Source organism: Rhodococcus sp. WWJCD1 (assembly GCF_002258735.1).
Classification (GTDB): Bacteria; Actinomycetota; Actinomycetes; order Mycobacteriales; family Mycobacteriaceae; genus Rhodococcoides.
Window position 1 is genome coordinate 1 of the sequence record NZ_NOXY01000027.1, and the last position, 23415, is coordinate 23415.

Genomic DNA, 23415 nt, shown 5'->3' on the forward strand with positions numbered 1-23415 from the left:
CGGGGTGGCACTACACGAGGCGGCGGGGCACCCCGAGACGATCAGAGCGGAATGTTCTTGTGGTTGCCCCGTGCCGCGGGAGCAGCCGCGAGTGCTTTGGTGACCGTGCTGCGAGTCTTGCTCGGCTCGATGACCTCGTCGACGACGCCGATGGCAACGGCGCGCTCGACGCCACCGGCGATGCTCTCGTGTTCGACGGTGAGGCGATCGTGCAGTGCCTCACGCTCTTCGTCGGGCGCGGCGGCGAGTGCCTTCTTGTGCAGGATGCCGACGGCTGCCTTGGCGCCCATCACGGCGACCTCGGAGCCGGGCCAGGCGTACACAGCAGTGGCACCGAGTGCGCGGGCGTTCATGGCGATGTACGCACCGCCGTAGATCTTGCGGGTGACCAGGGTGACGCGAGGAACGGTCGCTTCGGCGAAGGCGTGCAACAGTTTTGCTCCGCGACGTACGACGCCTTCCCATTCCATGCTGACACCGGGCAGGTATCCGGGAACGTCGACGACCACGATGAGCGGAATGCCGAATGCATCGCACAACCGCACGAAACGTGCTGCCTTCTCGGCGCTTTCGGAGTTGAGGCAGCCGCCGAGGCGAATGGGATTGTTGGCGATGACGCCGACCGTGCGGCCACTGATGCGTCCGAGACCGATGACGATGCTGCGGGCCCAGCCGCCCTGGAACTCCTCGAACGTCGATTCGCCTTCGACGTTGTCGAGCAGTTCGTGGACGATCGGGTGCACATCGTATGCGCGACGGTTGGATTCGGGCATCAACGCCCGGAGATCGGTGTCGCCGTGCTCGGCGGCGGCGATGTCGAATTCGCCCTGCTCGCAGAACATCGACACCAGACGGCGGGCGCGGGTGAACGCGTCCATCTCGCTGTCGGCGACGATGTGGCAGACACCGGACTTCTTGTGATGAGTGTCGGGGCCACCGAGCGAGGCCATGTCGACCTGCTCGCCGGTGACGCTGCGGACGACGTCGGGACCGGTGACGAACACGCGTCCCTCCGGAGCCATGATGACGACGTCGGTCAACGCAGGACCGTAGGCGGCACCGCCGGCCGCGAAGCCGAGGACGACGGAAATCTGGGGGACGAGGCCGGACGCTCGAACCATGGCCTCGAAAACGAGTCCTACGGCATGGAGAGCTTCGACGCCCTCGGCGAGGCGAGCGCCACCGGAGTGCCACACGCCGACGAGCGGAGCGCGCTGTTCGATGGCGGTATCGATGGCGGCGACGATGTGCTTGCAGCCGTCGACGCCCATGGCACCACCCATGACGGTGGCGTCGGAGCAATACGCGATGGTGTGGACTCCGTCGATCTCACCGGAGGCCGCGAGAATGCCGGACTTGTCCCGATCGTGCAGGGGGACAGTGGTTCCGGTGTCGAACAGGTTCTCGAGGCGGGCGAGTGGATCGCGGGGATCGGTAGAAGTACCGGATCGAGTGACGGGAGCCAGAATTGTCATCGCTTGTCCTTCTTCAGGGCCCCCGTGGGGGCGAGGCCCGAACCGGGGCCGTTCACGAGGAACGGTCCCCGGTTCGGATCATGCACTGCGAGAGCGGGATTCGCTGAGTCGAAACGATCGACTCAGTCCATCACGCCTTTCCGAAGGCGAGCGCTACGTTGTGCCCACCGAATCCGAACGAGTTGTTGATCGCGTAATCGATCTGTCCGACGCGGGGCTCGCCCTTGACGACGTCGAGATCGATCTCGGGATCCTGATTCTCCAAATTCAGTGTGGGAGGGATTATTCCCTCGCGCACTGCCAGCACCGTCAGAACCGACTCGAGGGCACCGACGGCACCGATCGAGTGGCCGAGAGCGGATTTCGGTGCGTACACCGCTGCGTGATTTCCGACGGCCTTGTTGATTGCCAGCGCTTCGGCAGTGTCTCCGATGGGAGTTGCCGTTGCGTGGGCGTTCACGTGGGTGATGTCGGACTTCTGCAGGCCTGCGGTCTCGATGGCGCGCTGCATCGCACGCGCGGCACCCTTGCCCTCCGGGTCGGGAGCCACGAGGTGGAACCCGTCGGAGGTGATTCCGGCACCGAGCAGGCGGGCGTGAATCGTTGCGCCGCGAGCCTTGGCATGCTCCTCGGTCTCGATGACCATGAGCGCACCCGCTTCACCGAAGACGAAGCCGTCACGATCCTTGTCGAACGGACGTGAGGCACCCTTCGGATTGTCGTTGTTGGTGCTCATCGCCCGCATCATGGAGAAGCTGGCGATCGGAACCGCGTCGATGTATCCCTCGACGCCGCCGGTGACGACCATGTCCGCGTCGCCCATCACGATCATTCGCCATGCGTGAGCGATGGCTTCCGATCCCGAGGAGCAGGCCGAGACAGGAGTGATGACGCCGGCCTGCGCTTTGAGTTCGAGTCCGACGACCGCTGCGGGGCCGTTCGGCATGACCATCTGAACGGCGAGCGGAGACACCTTGCGGTAGCCGCCGGCCTTCATCTTGTCGTTGGCGTCGATCAGCGAATCGCCGCCACCGAGGCCGGTACCGATCGACACACCGAGGCGGAGAGGATCGACGTCGGGGGTCCCGGCGTTCTTCCATACCTCACGACCGAGCACGGTGGCCAGCTGCTCCACGTAGCTGAGGCGACGAATCTCGACCCGTGAGAGCAGGCTCTGCGGGTTCACCGCGAGGTGTCCGCCGATCCGCACGGGCAGGTCGTACTCGGCGACGAAATCGTCTTCCAGAGTTGCAATTCCGCTGTCGCCGTTCAGCAGACCCTTCCACGTGGCATCGACGTCACCCGCAAGTGACGTGGTCGCAGCGAGGCTGGTGACGACGACACTGGGGAAGCGTCCGTTGGCGGTGGATGGGTTGGTCATGGGCCGTGTCACTCGCTCGCGGAGTCGTCGAGCTTGGCCTTGATAGCTTCTGCGGCTTCGGGGTTCTCCGCTTCGAGCTTCTGGATGTAGTTGACGGCGTCACCGACGGTGCGCAGACCTGCGAGGTCCTCGTCGGGGATCTTCACGCCGTACTTGTCCTCGGTCTGCACTGCGATCTCGACCATGGAGAGCGAGTCGATGTCGAGGTCGTCCACGAAGGACTTCTCGATGGTCACCTCGGACGGTTCGATGCCCGTGACCTCTTCGATGATCTCTGCAAGTCCGGCGATGAGGTCTTCCTGGCTGGCCACTGTTGTGGGTCCCTTCTCTTCTGTGTCGAACGCCGAAGTCATGTGCTTCGAGACGCGGTTGTGCATTTCTGCCACTCGGGGAGTGGAAGTAGATCCGCAGTGCTGAGACTGCGGTGTGGTTGCCGAGCTATCCGAGCTCGGCCAGTGCGGAAATGTCCGCCGGTGTCTTCAGGCCGAGGTTGGCGACGCCGCGCAGTTCACGCTTGGCGATGCCGACCAGTGCGCCTGCCGGGGGCAGTTCCACAAGTCCGGTGACCTGCGCGGTGCGCAGGTAGGCGTTGCACAGATCCCATCGCACGGGGCGAGTGACCTGTGCAGCAAGTTTGTTCAGTGCGTCGGCACCCGAGGTGACCGGCTGACCGTCCGAGTTGGACAGCAGGGTCCGCGACGGCTCCGATGGCGTGATGGCAGCAGCGGCGGCGGCAACGGTGTCGCCCGCCGACGCCATGTACTTGGTGTGGAACGCGCCTGCGACCGGCAGTGCGCGAACCCGGGCCTTTTCGGGCGCGCTCTCGGCCAGCTCGGCAAGCTTGGTCAGCAGGCCGGCTGCGACGATCTGCCCGGCGGCGTTGACATTGGCCGGGGCGAGGTCGAGTTCTTCGAGTCGGGCGAGGACGGCGGCCTCGTCGCCGCCCAGGACGGCAGACATGCCGGTCGGCTCGAGCGCACAGGCCTTGGCCATAGCAGCGCCACGAACCGCGGCGAGGGAGACTGCGTCGTCGGAGGAGATGACGCCGGCGATGGCCGCGGCAGCAAGCTCGCCCACGGAGTGTCCGGCAATGACGGCATCTTCGGGGAACAGGCCGCGGGCTGCGATTTCCTCGAAAGCGAGCAAAGCGGACGCCACGACCAGCGGCTGTGTCACCGCGGTATCGGTGATCTCCTCGGCTGTGGCCGTGGTGCCGAGGCGAACGAGGTCCAGGCCGGAAGCCTTGGACCACAGGGCGAGGCGGTCTGCCGCACCCGGCAATTCGAGCCAAGGCAGCAGCATGCCGGGAGTCTGGGAGCCCTGACCGGGCGCAAGCAACGCAATCACAGGGTTAAGAGAACACTGTCGGGGCCCGTCCGAGTGATGTCGCGCTCGATGAACTCTCGACAAGCAATTTGTGGGAACCCTACAAATCGCCTCGTGGGGATCCGCTATCGCCGGAGGGTGGTTGCTCGTTACGTGACTACTTCTCCGAATGTGACCTGTGTGACAAATGGGGCAGGATGGGGCGGTTCGTGATGGGTTCGAGCCAACCTTCCTACTGTTGCTGCAACTCGGAGCACGTACGCATCGCGCGGGTTGGTGGGATCGCGCCCGGTTACCTCGGCAATGCGCTTGAGGCGATAACGGACGGTATTTGGATGAACAAACAGCTGCCGTGCGCAGGTTTCGACGGCGCCGCCGCAGTCCAGGTAGGCATCGAGCGTGTCGGCCAATCCGGAACCCGCCGCAGCCAACGGAACGACCACATGATCGTTCAGCGCCGATATCGCTGCACCGTCGTTCAGCAGCGCACGCTCGGGTAGCAGCTCGCCCGCATGCACCGGGCGCGGTGCGCCCCGCCAACCCGCCACGGCCTGCATCCCGGCGAACGCCTCGAGGGCGCTCGAGTGCGCCGCTCCCAGAGTGCGGGTGGTGGGACCGATGACGACGGGCCCGTCGGAGAAGTTCTGCAGCATGTCGTCGATGAATGCGTGGTGGGCAGACGAATCGGTGATCTGGCCGCTGACCACCATGACCAACCGCGTCCCCTGAACAACGGCCAGTGCTGCGCGCCCGTGCTTCTGCGCCACCGCGTGCACGGTTCCGACGACGGACACACCCCGATCGTCGGGGGGAGTGCCGACCAGCACAGTGGCGGGCGCGGTGGCGTCCCAGTTCAACGTGGCGGCGCGGGACAGCATGTCCGAGCCGGTATCTCCGCGCACGACGGCGTCGACCACGAGGGCTTCGAGGCGGGTGTCCCAGGCTCCACGAGACTCGGCGGCACTGGCGTAGACCGATGCGGCCGCGAAGCCGAGCTCGCGTCCGTACCGCAACACGGCCTCGGTCAGGGCGACCAACTGCTGATCGTTACGTGCGAGAGCCGGAAGCCACTGCTCGAAGAACTCCATCGCCACGCGGACCATGTCGACCGTCTGGCGCAGGGTGAGGCGTCGGGCGAGGTCTTGGGGGATGACCTGAAAGGCATCGAGAGAGAAGCGAATGTCGCTGTGGGGATTCTTCAGCCACTCGAGAAAGTTGTCGACGGCTGTCTGAATCAACAACTGCACGCTCGCACGTTGGGCCGCGTCCAGATCGCCGAAGAACGGCAGCTGGCCCTGCATCGTCGTCACGGCCTCGGTCGAGAGTCGGCCGGAGAACTGTTTGACCCGTCGCAGCAGAGCGTCGGGCAGAGGATCGCGCTTCTGGCGGGAGGGTGCAAGTGAGGCGACCGGAAGGTGCACCTCGTTGTCCGACGTCAGGGAATCGCGAGTCAACGAATCGCGCAACGCTTCGCGATAGGCGTCGCGTCGGGACACATCGCGTGCGGACGCGCTGCCCGGTGGGTCGGGTTTCGCATCGGACATAGGGAGAACCTACGCCCGACCCCCGCCCCTATCGCGACGGACATGCTTCGCGACGTGGGACGGGGGTCGGCCGAACAGGCGTGGAACCTACGCCGAACCGGTATCGGCGAACGACGTCGGAGCTGCAGTGACATCGTCGATCTTGTACTTCTCCGCGGCCTCGACGGCCTTGGACTTGTCGATCTCACCGGATGCTGCAAGAGCGGACAGCGTGGCGACGACGATCGACTCGGCGTCGACGTTGAACACCCGACGCGCGGCCGGACGGGTATCGGAGAACCCGAAGCCGTCGGTGCCGAGGGTGACGTAATCGCCCGGAACCCACTGGCGAATCTGGTCCGGCACTGCACGCATCCAATCGGAGGACGCGACGACCGGGCCGTTGGCGTCGGCGAGCGCCGAGGTGACGAACGGAACGCGCTTGTCTGCACCGGGATTGCGCAGCGACTCCCGCTCGGCGTCGACGCCGTCGCGGCGCAGTTCGCCCCAGGACGTCACCGACCAGACGGCCGAGCGCACGCCCCACTCCTCGAACAGCAACTCTCGGGCCTTGCGGGCCGAGACCATGCCGACGCCCGACGCCAACAACTGCGCCTCGGGTCCGTCGCCTTCCTGAGGAGCAGCGAACCGGTAGATGCCCTTGAGCAAGCCCTCGACGTCGAGGTTCTCCGGCTCGGCCGGCTGCACGTACGGCTCGTTGTAGAGGGTGATGTAGTAGAAGATGTTCTCGCCGCCGAAGCCTTCCACGCCTTCGGTGCCGCCGTACATCCGTCGCAGACCGTCCTTGACGATGTGTGCGATCTCGTACGAGAACGCCGGGTCGTAGGCCACGGCCGCCGGGTTGGTCGACGCCAGCAGCAGCGAATGACCGTCGGCGTGCTGCAGACCCTCACCGGTCAGGGTGGTGCGACCCGCGGTGGCACCGAGGACGAACCCACGAGCCATCTGGTCCGCGGCAGCCCACAGGCCGTCGCCGGTGCGCTGGAAACCGAACATCGAGTAGAAGATGTACAGCGGGATCATGACCTCGCCGTGCGTGGCGTACGAGGTACCGACCGCGGTGAACGACGATGTGGAACCGGCTTCGTTGATGCCCTCGTGCAGGATCTGGCCGACCGAGCTCTCCTTGTAGGCGAGCATCAGCTCCGAGTCCACCGAGGTGTACAGCTGGCCGTTGCGGTTGTAGATCTTCAGCGACGGGAACCACGAGTCCATGCCGAACGTGCGGGCCTCGTCCGGGATGATCGGCACGATTCGGTGGCCGATCTCCTTGTCTCGCAACAGCTCTTTCATCACGCGCACGAGCGCCATGGTGGTGGCGACTTCCTGCTTGCCGGAGCCCTTGCGGAGCGTCTTGTACGTGTCGTCGCTCGGCTGCGGGAGCGGCTTGACGTCGACGCGCCGCTCAGGGACAAATCCGCCGAGCTTGGCACGCCGATCGAGCATGTACTGGATCTCGGGAGCATCCGCACCGGGGTGGTAGTACGGCGGCATGTACGGATCCTTCTCGAGCTCCTCGTCGGAGATCGGGATGTGCTGCAGATCGCGGAACGTCTTGAGATCGTCGAGCGTGAGCTTCTTCATCTGGTGCGTGGCGTTACGGCCCTCGAAGTGCTTGCCGAGGGTGTAGCCCTTGATGGTGTGCGCCAGGATGACCGTCGGCTGGCCCTTGTGCGACATCGCGGCTGCGTAGGCAGCGTGCACCTTGCGGTAGTCGTGACCGCCGCGCTTGAGGTTCCAGATCTCGTCGTCGGACAGATCCTTCACGAGCTCCTTGGTGCGTGGATCGCGGCCGAAGAAGTGATCACGGACGTAGCTGCCGTCGTTGGCCTTGTAGGTCTGGAAGTCACCGTCTGGGGTGGTGTTCATCAGGTTGACGAGCGCGCCGTCGCGGTCTGCGTGCAGCAACGCGTCCCACTCGCGACCCCAAACGACTTTGATGACGTTCCAGCCGGCACCGCGGAAGAACGACTCCAGTTCCTGGATGATCTTGCCGTTACCGCGCACCGGGCCGTCGAGACGCTGCAGGTTGCAGTTGACGACGAACGTGAGGTTGTCCAGACCCTCGGTCGCAGCGACGTGCGCAAGTCCACGTGATTCCGGCTCGTCCATCTCGCCGTCGCCGAGGTACGCCCACACGTGCTGATCGGAGGTGTCCTTGATGCCGCGGTCGTTCAGGTAATGGTTGAAGCGAGCCTGGTAGATGGCGTTCATCGGGCCGAGGCCCATCGACACCGTCGGGAACTCCCAGAAATCCTGCATCAGACGCGGGTGCGGGTACGACGGCAGTCCGCCGCCCTCGGTCTCGTGGCTTGCCTCCTGACGGAAGCCGTCCATGCGCTCGGCCGGGATGCGGCCCTCGAGGAACGCGCGGGCATAGATGCCGGGGGAGGCGTGACCCTGGATGAAGATGTGGTCGCCGCCGCCCGGGTGATCCTTGCCGCGGAAGAAGTGGTTGAAGCCGACCTCGTAGAGCGCCGCGGAGGACGCGTACGTGGAGATGTGTCCTCCGACGCCGACGCCGGGACGCTGCGCGCGGTGCACCATGATGGCCGCGTTCCAGCGGATCCAGGCACGGTAGCGGCGTTCCATCGACTCGTCGCCGGGAAACCACGGCTCGTTCTCGGTGGGGATCGTGTTGACGTAATCCGTAGACGTCAAGGACGGCAGCGCAACCCGGCGCTCGCCGGCGCGCTCGAGCAACCTGAGCATCAGGTAGCGAGCGCGGTTGGGGCCGGACCTCTCCAGCAAGCCGTCGAACGATTCGATCCACTCGTTGGTCTCGTCGTTGTCGATATCGGGCAGGTACGACGCGACACCCTCACGGATGACGCGGACCCGGCCGTCCGAACCCTTCTTGCCTGCAGACGATGTGTTCTGCCGTTCGCCGCTGTTCACTTCGGACAACGTGTGCACTCCTCAATGTGGCGGACGCTCGGTGTGGCGCCCGGTCCCGGTAGACCCGCCCCTGTGACGGCGGTCTACTTTCCTCGTTCTCGTGATTCCTCCCCAATCCTGCTACATCTTGTTGGTTCTGGTAGTACAGAGGTCCAATACCCACCAGTAGAAATTTATGTACTCAATTTCGGCGCGGTCAGCTTGCGCGAACGGCTTCAACACTGTTCGCTTTGTCTACTGCACCCACAATTCAAGGAGGTCACCACCGTGGTCGCCGCGGCGGACGCTCAGAACTACGCTCAGAAACTTGGCATAACTCGCGACATGGTCGTACAGGAGCTGGGCTGGGACGAGGACACCGACGATGATCTGCGCGCCGACGTAGAAGATGCGATCGGTGGGGAGACCCTCGACGAGGATTCCGACGAGGTGATCGATGTTGTGCTGCTGTGGTGGCGCGACGGAGACGGTGACCTGGTCGATGCGCTCATGGATGCAATCGGTCCGCTCTCGGACGATGGCATCGTGTGGGTCCTCAGCCCCAAGACCGGCATGTCCGGTCATGTCGAACCCAGCGAGATTGCCGAATCCGCCCCGACCGCAGGATTGACGCAGACCTCTGCGGCAAATCTCGGCGACTGGATCGGAAGTCGATTGGTTCAGCCCAAGACTCCTGCCACCAAGCGGTAGGGGAGATGCTCGACACAGGAAGACGGTTCTAGATGCCGATCGAGGTTGGCGCGGTTGCGCCCGACTTCACCCTCAAGGACCAGAACAACCAACTGGTCACGTTGTCGTCGTACAGGAACGTGAAAAACGTTCTGCTCGTGTTCTATCCACTGGCTTTCACCGGTACGTGCCAGGGCGAGCTGTGCAAAGTGCGCGACGAGCTACCGACGTTCGAGAACGACGACACCGCGATCCTGGCGATCTCGGTCGGTCCGCCTCCGACCCACAAGATCTGGGCCGCAGAACAGGGCTACACATTTCCGCTGCTGTCCGACTTCTGGCCACACGGTGAAGTCGCTCAGGCGTACGGCGTGTTCAACGACAGCGCCGGATTCGCCAATCGCGGAACGTTCGTGGTCGACAAGTCCGGAATCATCAGATTCGCCGAAATGAACGGTCCCGGGGAAGCCCGAGACAGCTCATCGTGGTCCGAGGCGCTCGCACAGGTGAGCTGACCTGGGGAATTGTAGTTAGAGATCAGACACGATAAATTTCTCCAAGCGTTCCGGTGGCCCGGGGTTGTCCCCAGGCCACCGGTACTCGGGCGTATAGCTCAGCGGTAGAGCTCTGGTTTTACACACCAGCGGTCGGGGGTTCGAACCCCTCTGCGCCCACCCTCGATCGAATGGCCACAGGTGTCGTCGTCCCTGATTCGGTCCACCGGTCATCATCGGTCACAGTCGACCTCGTCCGTATCTACCCGTGTACGGCACGAGCTTTTCACGGCTGCCCCTCCATGCTCACGGTGTTTCACATCCGGTCCGTCGGCTGCGTGAGGTGACGGTTACTCGTCGACGCCTCACGTGCAACGGCACGGAAACGGCAGCGCCGCATGATCGGTGGGACGAGCGCGAACTTCGATACGGGTGAGGCTTGACCATGGAGCATTGGACGACCGAAGACCTGCCGGTGACCGATCAATTCGGCTACTGGCGCGACGCAATCTGCGACGCGTTCACACCGTTGTTTCCCCGCCGCCCGGCCGCAGACCCGACAGCCTCGTCGACACCCGGCGGGATGATCGGGTGGGTTCGCGCCGCGCCGGTCGGATCCATTCGGCTTGCGGAAATCGCGTCGGAGCCTCAACTCCATATTCACGGGCGATCAGAGGTAGCGAGAACCACGGAGGACGTGACGTTCGTGAATCTGGTCTTGGAGGGCACCTGTGTCGGGAGTCAGGCAGGCCGGACGTGTGTCGTGAACGCAGGCGATTTCGCGTTGTTCGATGCAACTCGACCGTTCGGACTCGATTACCGGAGCAGGTGGAGAGTGCTGTCGATGAAGGTCCCCAACGGCATGTTGAAACCGTTGATCACGGACTCGAACGGGAGAACCGCAGTATCTTTCTCTCCGGCCAATGCGTCTGCGCACGTAGCCGGTGCCGCGATGACTGCGGTGTGGCAGCGAGCCGATCGAATGGGGCGCGCAGATGTCCTCGCCACCAATTCGGCACTGCTCACTCTCATCGCATCAGCGGCCGGATCGAGCAGAGAAGAAGAGGCCGTCGACGGCCGGAGCATCCGAGCCGAGACGAGAGCCGCCATCAACACCTATGTGGCAGAACAGATTCGATTTGGATCGGTGCCTGCCGAGCACACCGCGCGGCGCTTTTCCATCTCCGTACGCAAGCTCCACCAGCTGTACGAGGAGACCGACCTCTCGTATGCCCGAACTGTCATGAAGTCGCGAGTCGAGGCGTGCGCTGCAGATCTCGATTCGGCGACCCGGCCGACGTCGATGTCCACCCTGGCAGCTCGGTGGGGTTTCGCGGACCTGTCGCATCTCAATCGTGTCTTCAGAACGCACAAAGGTTGTCTGCCTTCGGAATACCTCGGTCGACGAGCCGCATCTCTGTCGTCGTGACATCGAGGGACGTGCTCACCGCCCCGCGCACTGTCTGCTTCAGGGCGGTGAGCGCCGACGACTACATTCCGGTCATGCCACCGTCCGCGGTGAAGATGCTTCCGGTGACGTAGGACGCCTTGTCCGAGGCCAGGAAGAGCACAACATTCGCGATCTCCTCGGGCTCGGCGTACCGCTTGATCGCGGTGCTGTCGGCGAACTGAGACTTCGCTGCCTCGGGGTTGTCGGCTGACAGGCCGTTTTCGATTCCGCGCATCATGCGAGTGTTCACCGGACCGGGACACACTGCGTTCACTCGAACACCGCTGTCTGCTGCTTCTAATGCAGCCACGCGCGTCAGGCCGATCACAGCGTGCTTCGAGGCGGTGTACACACCGAGGGCAGGAAAGCCGATCAATCCGGCCATCGACGACGTGTTGACGATGGCACCCGACCTCTGTGTGACCATCGTCGACAGGACGTGTTTGATGCCGAAGAACGATCCCTTGACGTTCACGTCGAGGATCGTGTCCACGGTTTCGGCGTCGGTGTCGACCAGGGCTCCGGTCTTACCTTCCACGCCCGCATTGTTGAAGAAGACGTCGATCCTGCCGAACCGCGTTGTGGCACCGGCGACGTATCCTTCGACTTCACTCTCGCTCCTGACATCGGCTGCGACGAGTAGCAGTCGGTTCTCGGGGAGGCCCAGATCGGCGGCGATCTTCTCGAGCGCCGATAGTGACAGATCCACCAACACCAGCGTCGCACCTTGTTCGGCGAACGCCTTCGTCGCAGCGTGGCCGATGCCGCCGGCTGCACCGGTGATCAGAACTACCTTGTCTTCGAAATCCATGATCGTCCTTCTTCGTTTCGCTAGTGGTCAGACGGATTCGGTGACGGCGGTGAAGTCAGCGATCTTGGTGTGCGCGGTGACGTCCCTGCGCGAGTACTTCCACCCGCTGTCCGTCTTTTCGAGCGCGTCGTTGTATTCGCAGATCGTCCCTTCGGTGCGTCCGTCTTTCGCCGAGAAGAAGAGGAGATAGCACTTCTGAGTGGCTTCGTTGCCGCTCACCGTGATGATCTCGTTGGTCGTGAGGTGGTGCATTCGCCCGAATGCCTCGGTGACGATGGGCATGAAGCGAATCAGTTCCTCTGTGCCAGTAGGGGTCTGGCCCGGAAGGAGGGCGTTGAACACGCCCGTGGAGGTGAAACAGTCAGCCCAGGCAGGACCGTCGGTTTCGTCCACCGCGAAGTTGTAACGAGCGTTGAGTTCTTGGATGGCGTGTACGTCTTCCACCGGTGAGTCGGTCATGGCACTCCTGTCGAAATGGCTGAGCCGCCGATGTGCAGCGGCACTGAGACTCGGAGGGCGACAGTGACCTCGCGAGGTACCCCACGGAGAGTTGTTCTCGGTCGAGTGGGGCGACAGAATTCATCCAAGCCCGAGACGGTTCAACTGCATCGAACGAGCGTGCACATGTTCTGGTACGGATGCGCACACCTCCCGACGCATCCGAGTCGGAAGGTATTCAGGGCCGCGTCCGATCGGGGGTCACGCCTGCGCGCGGTGGCTCTTGACCTCCCGAACGATCTGCTGTGCCCGGTGTTCCTCGGGCAGTCGGTCTCCCTTGCCGAAGAGTTTGTGGCGCAATGTGCCCGACGTGTATTCGGTGCGATAGACACCGCGACGCTGCAATTCCGGGACGACGAATCGAACCACATCCTCGAATGTCCCCGGAGTGATCGCGTAGGCGAGATTGAATCCGTCGACATCGGTCTCGTCCACCCACTCCTGCAATTGGTCGGCGACATCGCCGGGGGAGCCGACGATGCGCGGACCGGCACCGCCGATGCCGCCCCACTCGGCGATATCGCGCACCGTCCATTCCTTGCCGTCGGCCCCGATCGACTGGAACGACGCGACGAACGACTGAATCGCGTTGCTCTCGACGTTGCCGAGCGGCTCGTCCAGTGCATACCGCGACAGGTCGACGCCCATCCAGCCCGACATGAACACCAACGCACCCTCGGCACTCGCATACGACCGATACTCGTCGTGCTTGGCATGGGCGAGTTCGGATGTCTCATCGGTGACGATGGTGAGTAGCTGATAGATCCGTGCCGAGTACGGATCGCGGCCGGCGTCTCGCAGGGCTCGACGAATGTTCGAAACCGTCTGCGCCAGAATCTCCTTGGTGGGTGCGCCGACAAAGATCGCTTCGGCATTCTGCGCCGCGAACCGTACACCACGCGGCGACGCGCCGGCCTGGAAGATCACCGGCGTCCGCTGCAGTGACGGCTCGGACAGATGGATACCCGGCACCGTGAAGTGTTTGCCGCGGTGGCTGATTCGATGCACCTTGGCCGGATCGGTGAACACACCGGTCTCACGATCGCGGATCACCGCGTCGTCGTCCCACGATGCCTCCCACAACTTGTAGAGCACCTCGAGGTACTCGTCGGCGTGGTCGTAGCGATCGTCGTGTTTCAGCTGATCGTCGTGTCCCATGTTCTGCGCCGCTGACGGCAGGTAACCGGTGACGACGTTCCACCCGATGCGGCCGTTGGTCAGATGGTCGAGCGTGGAGAGCCGACGTGCGAACGGATACGGGTGCTCGAAACCGGTACCTGCAGTGATGCCGAAGCCCAGATGCTCGGTGACGGCGGCCTGGGCACTGACGAGCAGGAGTGGGTCCGACACCGGAATCTGCGCGCCGTGCCGAATGGCCGCGTCGTGGTTCCCGCCGTAGACGTCGTACGTGCCGAGGACATCGGCGATGAACAAACCGTCGAACAATCCTCGTTCCAACAGCTTCGCCAGATCGGTCCAGTAGCCGAGTTCCTTGTAGCGCCACGACTGATCGAGCGGATGACGCCACAGACCGGGGGACTGATGCGCGACGCAGTTCATGTCAAAGGCATTGAAACGAATCTCGCGTGACACGGGGGAACTCCTTCGGCAGGACGACCTGTCTTCGATATCGACAGCGGTGCGACGCTACCGACGGCCAAGGCCGGTGGGAACAGTTCGGATCGTGATGAGTCGATAGCTGGTCAGCAGCGCCCCGATACCTCAGTGTTGCGCCGTCACATCAGCGAAAAGAGCGTCGGAGCATGATCGAAATAGCGCAATTGACCAAGACGTACGGGACGGGGGAGAACACGACCGTCGTCCTCGACCGGCTGGATTTCACGGTGCAGTCCGGCGAGATCCTGGCCGTCGTCGGCCCCAGTGGTGCCGGCAAAAGCACGCTGGCCCAATGCATCAACCTCTTGACACGTCCCACCTCGGGCTCGGTGATCGTCAACGGAGACGACCTGGCGCAGTTGAATGCCAAGCAGCTTCGAGTCGCGCGCCGCCGCATCGGCACCGTTTTTCAGTCGTCGAGCCTGCTCTCGCGTCGTACCGTGGCGGAGAACGTCGCATTGCCCCTCGACTTCCTGGGGGCCACGAAGGCCGAGACGACCAGGCGTGTGGGAGAGCTTCTCGACCGAGTAGGGCTGTCCGACAAAGCCGCTCGCTATCCGTTTCAACTCTCGGGCGGGCAGCGCCAGCGAGTGGGAATCGCGCGAGCACTGGCGCTTCGGCCGTCGGTGCTGCTGTCGGACGAAGCCACCTCCGGCTTGGATCCGCAGACCACCGAATCGGTGGTCCAGTTGCTGCGCGAACTTCGTCGCGACCTCGACCTCGCCATCGTGTTCATCACTCACGAAATGGATACCGTTCTGCGAGCCGCGGATTCGGTGGCCAGGCTCGATCACGGCCGCATCGTCGAATCCGGGAAGCTGGTCGATCTGCTGACCGACCACACGTCGGCGCTCGGCAACGAGCTGCGCCCCAGGCGAGACGACGCACAGGCGGCAGCCGGCGACGTGCAATGGAACGTCACCTACGACTCGCCCGATGTTCCGCAGGACTGGATCGGGCGGCTGGGCCAGGATCTCGGTGCGCCCGTCGCGCTGTTGGGAGCCTCCGTGCAGGTAGTGGCCGGAGTGGCTGTCGGCAGCGCATCGATCGGCATAGGTGGCCACTTGAGTCCACGCGTCCCCGGTGCGCTCACGGCTCTCGGATTGTCCGGATCTACGAATACCGAGCAGCCGATCCTGGAGGTCGCGTCGTGATCGCGGTACTCGCGGCAGGCAACAAGGTTCCGGTAGACGAACTGCCGGCTCTGCTGTTGCCCGCGTTGGGCGACACCCTCACGATGGTCGGGATCGTGATGTTCATCGTGGTTCTCGTCGGTGTGCCCCTCGGTGCGGTGTTGTTCAACCTCGGCCCCGGCGGGTTGTTCGAGAACCCGGTGCTCCATGCTCCGATCAGCTGGATCGTCAGTATCGGTCGGTCGTTGCCGTTTCTGATCTTGATGGCTGCACTGGTTCCGGTCACGCGATGGATCACCGGAACAAACATCGGTATCGCAGCCGCTGTGGTGCCGATGTCGTTGGCGGGTATTGCATTCTTCACCCGCATCGTCGAGAACTCACTGCGCTCGGTTCCGACGTCGGTGGTCGACGTCGCTCGGGCGTCGGGTGGCTCCACTTTGCAGGTCACCACCACGCAGTTGTCCGAGGCGGTGCCGTCGATCATCGGTGGACTGACCATCAACGTCATTGCCATGATCGAGTACTCGGCCATTGCCGGAACCATCGGTGCAGGCGGAATCGGTTATGTTGCAGTCACATACGGCTACCAACGGTTCGATCACACCGTCATGATCGCCACGATCGTCATTCTGATTCTCACCGTCGCCGCCGTCCAGCTCGTCGGCGATGCACTTGTTCGCTACACCACACCTCATCAGCGCGCCTTGCGCACTGCCTGAACCGCATTCGAAAGGTCCAACCCATCATGACAACGTCCACCGAAGCGCACGGCTTCGAGCTGAAGAACCGTCGGAAAGCGCCCTGGATCATCGGTGCCGTCGTGGTGCTGATCGCCCTCGCCGTGGTTGTCCGCATCGCGTTCTTCGGCGACACGGCATCGGCCAACGACACCGAGGGTGCAACGCTCGTCGTTGCCACGGCCGAGGGGAACGCGTCCGAGCAGGCCCTCGTGAATTTCGTTGCAGAGCAGGTCGCTCCCAAGTACGGCATCTCGGTCGAGTTCCGCGGACTCGCAGACAGCAACACCATCAACCGCGCCGTCAGCGAGGGGGAAGTCGCGGCAACCGTCTACCAGCACAAGCTGTGGCTCGGCCAGGTACTCGAATCCAACCCCGACTTTCAGGAAGAAGCCGCAACCCCGGTGTTTCGTTGGGGCTTCGGATTGTGGTCCGACAAGTACTCGGACCCAGCTCAACTACCGGACGGCGCAACGGTCTCGCTCTACTCCGATCCGGCCAACGAGGCGCAGGGTCTGTGGGTACTCGAACGGGCCGGTCTGATCACCCTCGACCCCGCCGTCGACAAGTCGACGGCCACGCAGAAGGACATCGTCGGGAACCCGAAGAACCTGAAGTTCACGCTGCTGGACTTCGCTGCGCAGTCACGGGCATTGCCGGATCTCGATGCAGCAGTGGGCTATACCGAGTACTACCTCGCGGCCGGCATCCCCGTCGAGAAGCAGATCTTTGCACCGCCGGCACCGGACGAGTTTGCCGGACAGCTCACGATCGGTAGCCGTTGGGCAGATACCGACAACATCAAGAACCTCGTCGCTGCGTTCAAGGACCCTGCGGTGCAGGAATTTCTGGCGACCGACCCTCGGGTGAAGGACATCCTGCTTCCTCTGCAGTGAGCAGTGCCCGCCCGACGGTCCAGCGCATGACCGTCGGGCGTGGCCGTGGTGTTACCTTCGATCCGCACCCGACAGCACTGACACGAGGCGGACGACGTGACCCGGTACGAAGCGCTGACAGAACTACTCGACGAGAGATATTCGTGCCGGCAGTTCCTGCCGAAGCAGGTATCTCGGGAAGTGCTCGAGCAGTTGTTGGCGGCCGCTCAGCGCACTCCATCGTGGTCGAACACTCAGTCGTGGCAGGTCATCGTCACCGAGGGCGATGCCACCCGGAAGTTTTCCGAGGCACTGGTCGAGCACGTCGCATCCGGCGTCCCGCAACCGGACTTTCCGTTCCCGGCCAGCTACAACGCCCTGCACCGCGCGCGGCGACGCGAATGCGGCGGTGCACTGTACGAGAGCATCGGTGTGGTCAAGTCCGACACCGAGGCGACGACGCGTCAGTTCATTCGCAACTACGAGCTGTTCGACGCCCCGCACGCGGCCATCATCACCACCGATGCCGATCTGGGTGTCTACGGGGCTGTCGATTGCGGGTTGTATCTGCAGACCTTTCTGCTCGCGGCGCAGAGCCTGGGTCTCGGGGCGATCGCGCAGGCAGCATTGGCGGCCTACTCACCGTTTCTGCACGAGTGGTTCGACATCCCGGACACCAGGCGAGTGGTGGCCGGCATTTCCTTCGGCTACCCGGACGAGACCCACTCGATCAACGGATTTCGTACCAACCGAGCGCCTTTGGACGAGACGGTGAGATTCGTCAGCAGCTAGGGCGCAAGGTGTGGCCCGAACTTGACTTCGATCTCGGCGAAGTAGGCGTCGGCCAACGCAACGAACCGCTCCTCGTCGAGCGCGATTCGATCGCCGACGGCGTATCCCAGAATGCTCTTGGCAGGATCCAAGTTTATGGTCGGATCGCTGGTCATGACGTCCTCGGCTGCTGTCATCGAGGCGGCGAGCACGCGGACCTCGTTGAGCGGATTGCCGTTCTTCTTCTCCTGCCCACGCATCCGGTGCAAGAAATACACCTCGAGCGTCAGCACGAGATTGTTGAAGAATGCGACGTCGAACGCCTCGTCCGCGTCGGTGGTCGTCGTTCGATTCGATGCGACCGCACGATAGGCGGCAAGCTGAGAATCCAGGCGCGCACGGCAGGCGTCGATGTATTCGCGTGGGTACGACTTGACGGACAGCACGGGGGAGATGTTAATCGGCGTCTCAGGTGGACGCAGGGCAAAAGTCATCCCTGAAGGCGACGAACCAGCTCGGTACCGACATCCGTGCCCGAACGCCATGCGCTTTCCACCCGGGGCGCTCCGGATGCACACCATTGATCGCCGGCGAACCCGACGAGTCGTCCGTCGCGCTGCTCGAGCGCAAAAGTGGAATCGTGCTGCGACGCAGGCTTTGCGAACGTCCATCGATGAGCATGCGTCCAGCTGGGTGCCGTAGAGACGACCGACAGTTCGCGCAGCGCGTCGAGAACCGGGGCGATCACCGCGTCGGGATCGGCGAGATGCTGCTGTGCACGCTCCGAGGTCGTGTGCACCACCAGCACGGGTGCAGCGTCACCCCGCCGGGCACCGTCGTCGACGACGAACGCGATATCGGGATGATCGTTGACGAAGGCCGCGTCGCGGAACGGCGCATTCAACCCCTCGAATCCGCACGCGACCGCGATGACCGGTTCGTACTCGACGGCGTCGGGTACCGCGGTCAGTCGCGTCGCCTGAGGATCGGGCATCGCCACCACGACGTGGCCGTCAGGTAGGTCGGTCAACTCGGAGGATCCCTCGATGTCGAAGTCTCCCAGCAAGTCTCGTACCAGAGAACGAAGCCCGTTCGGGGTGGCCCAACGAACCGGGCCGGTGGTGGTGCACGGTGCCGTCTCGGGCTTGAGAATGCCGAACGTATTGGCCCACTGGCGCGCCAGCCCCCTCGACTCCCAGTCGGCTACCACCGTCGAGAATTCCTGATCCCGAACGGTGAAGTAGCCGGCACCCAGATCGACGCGTCGTCCGTGCAACTCGGGGGAGGACATCCGTCCGCCGGGAGCGCGTCCTCTGTCGACGATGCGAAACGGCACGGCTGCGTCGTGGAGAACCCGGGCACATGCCGCGCCGGCAATTCCGGCACCGACGATGGTGATCGAGTTCGTGGAGCGCTCAGCGTCGACATTCATGTCGTCAGTATGCCCGGAGGCGGCTTTTCATAAGCTGACCGTATGTACCACTAACTGTCTGGACAATTCGGTCACCCGCTGCGGTATGCCGGACCTTGTGTTGGACTATCTGGATGGCAATTACCGATAAGCCAGATACCGGAGAGCACGGACTCGGCACCAGTCTCAAACCGCGGCACGTAACGATGATCTCGATAGCCGGAGTGATCGGCGCCGGATTGTTCGTCGGCTCCGCAAACGCCATCGCAACCGCAGGACCTGCGGTGCTGTTGGCCTACTTCTTCGCCGGACTCCTGGTGATCCTGGTGATGCGCATGCTCGGGGAAATGGCCACCGCCAACCCCGACACAGGATCGTTCTCCACGTATGCCACACGCGCACTGGGGCATTGGGCCGGCTTCTCCGTCGGCTGGCTGTATTGGTGGTTCTGGGTACTGGTGATCCCCGTCGAGGCGACCGCCGCAGCCGCCATCCTGACCAACTGGTTGGGCGGCGCGCAATGGATGTGGGCACTGATCATCGTTGTTGCCCTCACCGCGACCAATCTGATCAGCGTCGGCAACTACGGTGAATTCGAGTTCTGGTTCGCGCTGGTGAAGGTGGTGGCCATCATCGCCTTCATCGGCCTCGGCATCGCAGCCATCCTGGGATGGCTGCCGAACTCCGAAGTCAGTGGCGTGGACCAACTCTGGGCTTCGGGCGGCTTCATGCCGCTCGGCTTCGGCGCGGTGATAGCCGCAATGCTCACCACGATGTTCTCGTTCATGGGATCGGAGATCGTCACCATTGCCGCGGCAGAATCCAAGGACCCGGCGAAGGGAATCACCCGCGCGACGAACTCGGTGATCTGGCGTATCTCGATCTTCTACTTCGGGTCGATCTTCATCATCGTCGCGTTGGTGCCGTGGAACGAACTGGATCCAGCAACGGGCTCGTACCAGTACGTACTGTCCAAGATGGGAATTCCCCATGCAGAGACCATCATGGACATCGTCATCCTGACCGCCGTCGCGTCCTGCCTGAATTCGGCGCTCTACACCGCGTCGCGCATGTTGTATTCGCTCGGTGATCGAGGGGATGCACCTCGGGCGGTCAAGAAGATCACGTCCAACGGAGTGCCGTGGATCGCAGTGATTGCATCGATGGTGCTCGGGTTCCTCGCCGTTGTCGGTAACTACATCCTGCCCGAGAAGCTCTTCACCTATCTGCTGGCAACCACCGGTGCCGTCGCGCTGTTCGTCTACCTCGCCATCGCCAGCAGTCAACTGGTGCTGCGACGTCAACTCGACCGCGACGGCGAACGCCCCGCCGTTCGAATGTGGCTGTACCCGTGGCTCACCTACTTGGCCATCGGGTTCATCGTCTTCGTCCTGGTCATGATGGTGGTGCGGCCGGAGCAGCGTTCTTCGATTCTGCTGTCGGCCGTGCTTGCAGCAGTGACGGTGATCGGTGGAGTCCTCGTCCAACGCCGAAACACGCGGCGCGACACTGTGGCCGCCCGCGTGCCCGGTGACTCGGCCTAGATCCCGGCGTACACCTGGCGGTACAGATCGACGATCTGCTCCGCCGTCGGGACGACCGGATTGTTACCTGGGCTGCCGGAGGCGAGAGCCTGCTCGGCCATCAGTGACAACAGGTCGTCCCACTTCGACTTGTCGATCCCGAACGTTTCCGGTGTGGGAACCTCGACCTCACGGCAGAGGGTGACGATCGCGTCCTGCAACTTGCCCCCGGCAACCTGATCCGAATCGCTTTCCGACGCCGCACCGAGCGCACGAGCACAGTCGGCGTAGCGAGCCGGTGCCCCCACGATCGAGAACGCCGTGACGGCGGGCAACAACATTGCATTCGACAGCCCGTGTGCCACATGAAAATGGGCACCGATCGGCCGGCTCATACCGTGCACCAGACAGACGCTTGCGTTGGAGAACGCCATGCCCGCTTGGGTCGAGGCGTGCATCATCGATTCCCGCGCTTGTCTGTCGTCACCGTCTCGATACGCCCGCAGCAACGACGTGCCGATCGTGCGAATCGCGTTGAGCGCCAAACCGTCGGAGATGGGGTTGGCTTTCTTGCTGACGTATGCCTCGATGGCATGCGTCAGTGCGTCGACGCCGGTATCGGCGGTCAGGCGTGCCGGCATCGACATCGTCAGCTCGAAGTCGATGATCGATGCGATCGGCAGAAAGGACAGGCCTGGGCACAACATCTTCTCGTCCGAGGCGACATCGGTGATGATGGTGAACTGGGTTGCCTCCGAACCACTTCCGGCTGTGGTGGGAATGGCGATGATCGGCAGGGCCGGGCCGGTCGAGAGTACGGGTGCTTTGAAGTCCCGCATCGTCCCGCCCTGCACCGCGAGAATGGCCAGCGCCTTGGCTGTGTCCATGGGACTGCCACCACCGAACCCGATGATCGAGTCGGCCGAATGCTGCTGCACCGCCTCGAGGCCGGCGACCAAAGAATCGGTGGTCGGATCCGGGACGGTGCCCGAGAACAGTGCGGGCGTCTTCCCGGCCTCGGTCATGATCTGCATCAAGCGATCCGCCGATCCGTTGCCCGCCATGAACGCATCGGTGACGAGCAGGGGCCGCGATACGGCGAGATCGCTCAGGACCGTGCCCAGCTCTTCGACTGCACCGCCGCCCAGCTTGAGAAACCGAGGAAACGAAATATTGGCAACCATGGTGTGCTCCTTCCGCTCAGCTGTTTTCAGGGCTCAGCTATTTTCAGGGCTCAGCTATTTTCAGGGAAACCGAGATTGATGCCGCCGTGGCTGGGGTCGAGCCAGCGGCTGGTGACGGCCTTTCCTCGGGTGAAGAAGTGCACTCCTTCGGTGCCGTGTGCGTGGCTGTCGCCGAAGAGGGAGTTCTTCCAACCACCGAAGCTGTAGTACGCCATGGGAACCGGGATCGGCACGTTGATGCCGACCATGCCGACCTCCACCTCGTTCTGGAAGCGTCGTGCTGCGCCGCCGTCGTTGGTGAAGATGGCGGTGCCGTTGCCGTAGGGATTGTCGTTGATCAGCTCGAGCGCGTCGTCGTAGGTGTCGACGCGGACGACCGAGAGAACCGGTCCGAAGATCTCGTCGGTGTAGACGCTCATCTCGGGGGTGACGTGGTCGATCAGGGTGGGGCCGAGCCAGAATCCGTTCTCTCCACCATCGGCCTTCACGCCGCGGCCGTCGACGACGAGGGTGGCTCCGGCGGCTTCGCCTGCATCGACGTAGGAGGCGACCTTGTCTCGGTGGGCCTTGGTGACGAGCGGTCCCATGTCTGCCCCGCGGGTGCCGTCGCCGGTGACCAGCGGTGTGGTGCGTTCGGCGATCTTGGCCACGAGTTCGTCGGCGATGTTGCCGACGGCGACGAGTGCGGAGATGGCCATGCAGCGTTCGCCTGCGGAGCCGAAGCCGGCGTTGACCATGGCGTCGGCGGCGAGGTCGAGATCGGCATCGGGGAGGACGACGGCGTGGTTTTTGGCACCGCCGAGGGCCTGGACGCGCTTTCCGTTGGAGGTGCCGGTGGAGTACACGTACTGGGCGATGGGGGTCGAACCGACGAAAGAGATCGACTTGATCTTCTTGTTCTCGAGCAGCTCGTCGACGGCCACCTTGTCGCCCTGCAGCACGTTGAACACGCCGTCGGGCAGTCCCGCCTCGGCCCACAGCTTCGCCAACCAGATGCTGGCACTCGGATCCTTCTCGGAGGGCTTGAGGACCACGGTGTTACCGGCCGCGATGGCGATGGGGAAGAACCACATGGGGACCATGGCGGGGAAGTTGAAGGGCGAGATGATGCCGACGGGTCCGAGCGGCTGACGGATCGAGTAGACGTCGACCCCGGTCGACGCGTTCTCGGTGTATCCGCCCTTGAGTAGATGTGCCATGCCGCAAGCGAATTCGACGACTTCCTGGCCACGTGAGATCTCACCGAGGGCATCGGAGAGAACCTTTCCGTGCTCGGCCGTGATGATCTCGGCGAGCTCGTTCTTCTTGGCGTTCAGCAGCTCTCGGAACGAGAACAGGATGGAGGTTCGCTTGGCCAGAGAGGTGTCGCGCCACGCCGGGAATGCGGCGGCGGCAGCGTCGATGACCGCCCGAGCGTCGCCGGTGTCGGCCAGGGCAAGTGTGCCGGTGACCTCGCCGGTCGCGGGGTTGGTGACGGGGGAAGTCCGGTCGGACTTGCCGGAGTAGGTCTTGCCATCGATCCAGTGCGCAATGACGTCGGTCAACGTTCGATCCTTTCCATCGGTGTGTCTCGAGTCTCACTGGTATCGATGCACATGTCAAAGGCCAAAGTCGC

21 protein-coding genes and 1 tRNA gene are annotated in these 23415 nt (G+C 63.5%); 9 read left to right on the forward strand and 13 right to left on the reverse strand.

What is annotated here, in order from left to right; genetic code table 11:
* Positions 1-41: 41 nt before the first annotated feature.
* The 6 genes from CH286_RS19345 to aceE form a co-directional block, all read right to left on the reverse strand.
* Positions 42-1475, reverse strand: coding sequence for an acyl-CoA carboxylase subunit beta (locus CH286_RS19345; RefSeq protein ID WP_032379132.1), 1434 nt, complete (start codon positions 1473-1475; stop codon positions 42-44).
* 130 nt (positions 1476-1605) lie between these two features.
* Positions 1606-2856, reverse strand: a complete 1251-nt coding sequence (locus CH286_RS19350) for a KasA/KasB family beta-ketoacyl-ACP synthase (RefSeq protein WP_032403883.1) — start codon at positions 2854-2856, stop codon at positions 1606-1608.
* A gap of 8 nt (positions 2857-2864) precedes the next feature.
* Positions 2865-3209 (reverse strand): meromycolate extension acyl carrier protein AcpM, encoded by a 345-nt coding sequence (gene acpM, locus CH286_RS19355; protein ID WP_052058428.1) that lies wholly within the window; start codon positions 3207-3209, stop codon positions 2865-2867.
* Between the two features lie 85 nt (positions 3210-3294).
* Positions 3295-4203: an ACP S-malonyltransferase gene (locus CH286_RS19360; protein WP_032379130.1), complete on the reverse strand. Its 909-nt coding sequence runs from the start codon at positions 4201-4203 to the stop codon at positions 3295-3297.
* 128 nt (positions 4204-4331) lie between these two features.
* On the reverse strand, positions 4332-5726 hold the full coding sequence (locus CH286_RS19365) for a PucR family transcriptional regulator (RefSeq protein WP_230592530.1): 1395 nt from the start codon (positions 5724-5726) through the stop codon (positions 4332-4334).
* An 87-nt stretch (positions 5727-5813) separates the two neighbouring features.
* Complete coding sequence (gene aceE, locus CH286_RS19370; protein ID WP_032404031.1) at positions 5814-8633, reverse strand: pyruvate dehydrogenase (acetyl-transferring), homodimeric type; 2820 nt, start codon at positions 8631-8633, stop codon at positions 5814-5816.
* 258 nt (positions 8634-8891) lie between these two features.
* Between aceE and CH286_RS19375 the strand changes: the two genes are divergently transcribed.
* The 4 genes from CH286_RS19375 (at position 8892) to CH286_RS19390 (ending at position 11216) form a co-directional block, all read left to right on the forward strand.
* Positions 8892-9314: a DUF3052 domain-containing protein gene (locus CH286_RS19375; RefSeq protein ID WP_032379129.1), complete on the forward strand. Its 423-nt coding sequence runs from the start codon at positions 8892-8894 to the stop codon at positions 9312-9314.
* A 32-nt stretch (positions 9315-9346) separates the two neighbouring features.
* Entirely contained in the window at positions 9347-9808 is a 462-nt protein-coding gene (locus tag CH286_RS19380) for a peroxiredoxin (protein WP_032379128.1), read from the forward strand.
* 87 nt (positions 9809-9895) lie between these two features.
* Positions 9896-9967: transfer RNA gene (locus tag CH286_RS19385), tRNA-Val, on the forward strand.
* A 265-nt stretch (positions 9968-10232) separates the two neighbouring features.
* On the forward strand, positions 10233-11216 hold the full coding sequence (locus tag CH286_RS19390) for a helix-turn-helix domain-containing protein (RefSeq protein WP_094610134.1): 984 nt from the start codon (positions 10233-10235) through the stop codon (positions 11214-11216).
* Between the two features lie 61 nt (positions 11217-11277).
* On the opposite strand, the gene CH286_RS19395 is transcribed toward CH286_RS19390, so the two are convergent.
* The 3 genes from CH286_RS19395 to CH286_RS19405 form a co-directional block, all read right to left on the reverse strand.
* The gene (locus CH286_RS19395; RefSeq protein ID WP_032403885.1) at positions 11278-12048 is read right to left on the reverse strand and encodes an SDR family NAD(P)-dependent oxidoreductase; all 771 of its coding nucleotides are present in this window, start codon (positions 12046-12048) and stop codon (positions 11278-11280) included.
* Positions 12049-12075: 27 nt separating this feature from the next.
* Positions 12076-12507: a nuclear transport factor 2 family protein gene (locus CH286_RS19400; protein WP_094610135.1), complete on the reverse strand. Its 432-nt coding sequence runs from the start codon at positions 12505-12507 to the stop codon at positions 12076-12078.
* Positions 12508-12747: 240 nt separating this feature from the next.
* Positions 12748-14139 (reverse strand): LLM class flavin-dependent oxidoreductase, encoded by a 1392-nt coding sequence (locus CH286_RS19405; RefSeq protein ID WP_094610136.1) that lies wholly within the window; start codon positions 14137-14139, stop codon positions 12748-12750.
* A 170-nt stretch (positions 14140-14309) separates the two neighbouring features.
* Between CH286_RS19405 and CH286_RS19410 the strand changes: the two genes are divergently transcribed.
* From CH286_RS19410 to CH286_RS19425, 4 genes are all read left to right on the forward strand, one after another.
* Complete coding sequence (locus CH286_RS19410) at positions 14310-15317, forward strand: methionine ABC transporter ATP-binding protein (protein WP_094610137.1); 1008 nt, start codon at positions 14310-14312, stop codon at positions 15315-15317.
* A gap of 83 nt (positions 15318-15400) precedes the next feature.
* Positions 15401-16018 (forward strand): methionine ABC transporter permease, encoded by a 618-nt coding sequence (locus CH286_RS19415; protein WP_207309329.1) that lies wholly within the window; start codon positions 15401-15403, stop codon positions 16016-16018.
* Between the two features lie 26 nt (positions 16019-16044).
* The gene (locus tag CH286_RS19420; protein WP_037150946.1) at positions 16045-16932 is read left to right on the forward strand and encodes a MetQ/NlpA family ABC transporter substrate-binding protein; all 888 of its coding nucleotides are present in this window, start codon (positions 16045-16047) and stop codon (positions 16930-16932) included.
* Positions 16933-17028: 96 nt separating this feature from the next.
* Positions 17029-17703, forward strand: coding sequence for a nitroreductase (locus CH286_RS19425; RefSeq protein ID WP_037150945.1), 675 nt, complete (start codon positions 17029-17031; stop codon positions 17701-17703).
* On the opposite strand, the gene CH286_RS19430 is transcribed toward CH286_RS19425, so the two are convergent.
* Both CH286_RS19430 and CH286_RS19435 read right to left on the reverse strand, forming a co-directional pair.
* Positions 17700-18128 carry a hypothetical protein gene (locus CH286_RS19430; RefSeq protein WP_094610138.1) on the reverse strand — a complete coding sequence of 143 codons (429 nt, stop codon included), beginning with the start codon at positions 18126-18128 and terminating at the stop codon, positions 17700-17702. The two genes, CH286_RS19425 and CH286_RS19430, sit on opposite strands and share 4 nt — an antisense overlap.
* Before the next feature lie 44 nt (positions 18129-18172).
* Positions 18173-19114 carry an NAD(P)/FAD-dependent oxidoreductase gene (locus CH286_RS19435; RefSeq protein ID WP_094610139.1) on the reverse strand — a complete coding sequence of 314 codons (942 nt, stop codon included), beginning with the start codon at positions 19112-19114 and terminating at the stop codon, positions 18173-18175.
* 113 nt (positions 19115-19227) lie between these two features.
* On the opposite strand from CH286_RS19435, the gene CH286_RS19440 reads away from it, so the two are divergent.
* Positions 19228-20637: an amino acid permease gene (locus tag CH286_RS19440; protein WP_032379118.1), complete on the forward strand. Its 1410-nt coding sequence runs from the start codon at positions 19228-19230 to the stop codon at positions 20635-20637.
* On the opposite strand, the gene CH286_RS19445 is transcribed toward CH286_RS19440, so the two are convergent.
* Positions 20634-21800, reverse strand: coding sequence for an iron-containing alcohol dehydrogenase (locus CH286_RS19445; protein WP_094610140.1), 1167 nt, complete (start codon positions 21798-21800; stop codon positions 20634-20636). The genes CH286_RS19440 and CH286_RS19445 overlap by 4 nt on opposite strands.
* A gap of 50 nt (positions 21801-21850) precedes the next feature.
* Positions 21851-23344 carry a CoA-acylating methylmalonate-semialdehyde dehydrogenase gene (locus CH286_RS19450; RefSeq protein ID WP_094610141.1) on the reverse strand — a complete coding sequence of 498 codons (1494 nt, stop codon included), beginning with the start codon at positions 23342-23344 and terminating at the stop codon, positions 21851-21853.
* Positions 23345-23415 lie beyond the last annotated feature (71 nt).

What these genes read in the sequence shown, in the direction of transcription:
- CH286_RS19345 (WP_032379132.1), bottom strand. Translation starts at nt 1,475, where the DNA reads ATGACAATTCTGGCTCCCGTCACTCGATCCGGTACTTCTACCGATCCC.
- CH286_RS19350 (WP_032403883.1), bottom strand. Translation starts at nt 2,856, where the DNA reads ATGACCAACCCATCCACCGCCAACGGACGCTTCCCCAGTGTCGTCGTC.
- acpM (WP_052058428.1), bottom strand. Translation starts at nt 3,209, where the DNA reads ATGACTTCGGCGTTCGACACAGAAGAGAAGGGACCCACAACAGTGGCC.
- CH286_RS19365 (WP_230592530.1), bottom strand. Translation starts at nt 5,726, where the DNA reads ATGTCCGATGCGAAACCCGACCCACCGGGCAGCGCGTCCGCACGCGAT.
- CH286_RS19380 (WP_032379128.1), top strand. Translation starts at nt 9,347, where the DNA reads ATGCCGATCGAGGTTGGCGCGGTTGCGCCCGACTTCACCCTCAAGGAC.
- CH286_RS19390 (WP_094610134.1), top strand. Translation starts at nt 10,233, where the DNA reads ATGGAGCATTGGACGACCGAAGACCTGCCGGTGACCGATCAATTCGGC.
- CH286_RS19395 (WP_032403885.1), bottom strand. Translation starts at nt 12,048, where the DNA reads ATGGATTTCGAAGACAAGGTAGTTCTGATCACCGGTGCAGCCGGCGGC.
- CH286_RS19400 (WP_094610135.1), bottom strand. Translation starts at nt 12,507, where the DNA reads ATGACCGACTCACCGGTGGAAGACGTACACGCCATCCAAGAACTCAAC.
- CH286_RS19410 (WP_094610137.1), top strand. Translation starts at nt 14,310, where the DNA reads ATGATCGAAATAGCGCAATTGACCAAGACGTACGGGACGGGGGAGAAC.
- CH286_RS19415 (WP_207309329.1), top strand. Translation starts at nt 15,401, where the DNA reads ATGGTCGGGATCGTGATGTTCATCGTGGTTCTCGTCGGTGTGCCCCTC.
- CH286_RS19420 (WP_037150946.1), top strand. Translation starts at nt 16,045, where the DNA reads ATGACAACGTCCACCGAAGCGCACGGCTTCGAGCTGAAGAACCGTCGG.
- CH286_RS19435 (WP_094610139.1), bottom strand. Translation starts at nt 19,114, where the DNA reads ATGAATGTCGACGCTGAGCGCTCCACGAACTCGATCACCATCGTCGGT.
- CH286_RS19440 (WP_032379118.1), top strand. Translation starts at nt 19,228, where the DNA reads ATGGCAATTACCGATAAGCCAGATACCGGAGAGCACGGACTCGGCACC.
- CH286_RS19445 (WP_094610140.1), bottom strand. Translation starts at nt 21,800, where the DNA reads ATGGTTGCCAATATTTCGTTTCCTCGGTTTCTCAAGCTGGGCGGCGGT.